The sequence below is a fragment of the Micromonospora sp. NPDC005299 genome, assembly GCF_042872345.1.
GTDB lineage: Bacteria > Actinomycetota > Actinomycetes > Mycobacteriales > Micromonosporaceae > Micromonospora.
In genome coordinates this window covers 1-1,393 of record NZ_JBIAKG010000040.1, presented here as the reverse complement: position 1 = coordinate 1,393, position 1,393 = coordinate 1, and the positions used below count along the sequence as shown (strand labels likewise).

Genomic DNA, 1,393 nt, shown 5'->3' with positions numbered 1-1,393 from the left:
GTGCGCCCGAAGGGACTCGAACCCCTAACCTTCTGACGCTTCTATGTTTGTCAAGCGGCAGCCATGTTGAGGCTGCGGTAGAGCTCGCGGGCGATGTAGCGCTTGAGACAGCGGCGGATTTCGGGGTCGGATTTGCCTTCCGATCGGCGGCGGGTCACGTATGCCTGGGTGCGGGGACAGGTGCGCCATCGTGTGAGCAGGATGTCGTGTAGGGCTCGGTTGAGGGCACGGTCGCCGCCGCGGTTGAGGCGGTGACGCACGATCCGGCCGCTGCTGGCCGGGATCGGGCTGGCACCAGCAAGCGCGGCGTAGGCGGCTTCGTTTCGGCAGCGACCGGGATGAGACCAAGACACGATGGCCTGGGCCGCGCTGACGGGACCCACACCATGCTTGGCCAGCAGATCGGGTGCGAGGTCGGCAACCAGGTTGGCGAGTTGGGCCTTGTTGTCGGCAAGGTCTCGACCCACGGCGCGGACCGCCAGGGCCAGGCGGCGTGCTTCGGCGCGGCGCACCGCCTGTTCACGGGTCTGGTCGCGGGGGCCACGACGGCGAGCGATGTGGGTCAACCGTTCGCAGGTCAGCGAGCCGCGAGACAACGTTCGGTCCGCCTCGTCTCCGGTCAGTAGCAGCGCACGCAGACGATTCACGGTCCGTGTCCTGGTGGCGACCATCTCCCGCCGAGCACTGAGCAGAATCCGTAATGCCTCCCGATCGCCGTCAGCCCGCGGCGTCGGCAGCCTCTGGGCGTCCAGGCGTAGGGCGTGCAGCGCGGCCAGCCGAGCATCGATCGGATCAGACTTGCCCCGCCGCCGCTCGACCCGGCGTGGACGTTCGACCTCCACCACCATTAGCCCCGCCGCGGCCAGCGCCCGCGCCAGCCCGATCCCGTAGCTGCGGGTGCCCTCCAACGCGACAACGACCCGTGGGCCCGGGGCGTGCTCGCCGATCCAGGCCAGCGCTTCGGTGAAACCGGCCTCGTCGTTGGTGATGCTCAACGTGGCGATGTGCACGCCGCTCGGCGCAGTCAGCTCCAGGGCATGGGTATCGCGGTGGGTGTCGCCGCCGATGACGGCATCTACGACGTCTGCCAGCATGGGCATACGGCCTCGGTCTCCTTCCAGGCATGGGGCCAGGGCTCGGCGCCGGCCTGGGTGGAGTCATCGAGCGGCACATCTGTGAGGAGTCACGCGTTGCAGCGCGGACAGGCTTCTTATCAAGCCAACCCGGTGGGCCAGGCCGGTGCCGGCGCTGCCGAGGACAAGTCAGAAGAAGAGCACGCAGCTCCGCGGCCAAATCCGTAGCGAGTCACCCGACAACACCGGCACTGATCCTGACGGCAGTCCACCCAGAACCGCCAGACGTGACACTCACAGATCCGTAGATTCCCAAGACC

The 1,393-nt window shown here is 68.0% G+C and carries 1 protein-coding gene; it reads right to left on the bottom strand.

The window, feature by feature from the left end:
* Positions 1–50: 50 nt before the first annotated feature.
* Complete coding sequence (locus ACFYPD_RS34065; RefSeq protein WP_387122915.1) at positions 51–1,100, bottom strand: IS110 family transposase; 1,050 nt, start codon at positions 1,098–1,100, stop codon at positions 51–53.
* Between the last annotated feature and the right edge of the window lie 293 nt (positions 1,101–1,393).

Coding starts and splice junctions, on each gene's coding strand:
- ACFYPD_RS34065 (WP_387122915.1), bottom strand. CDS start 1,100: ATGCCCATGCTGGCAGACGTCGTAGATGCCGTCATCGGCGGCGACACC.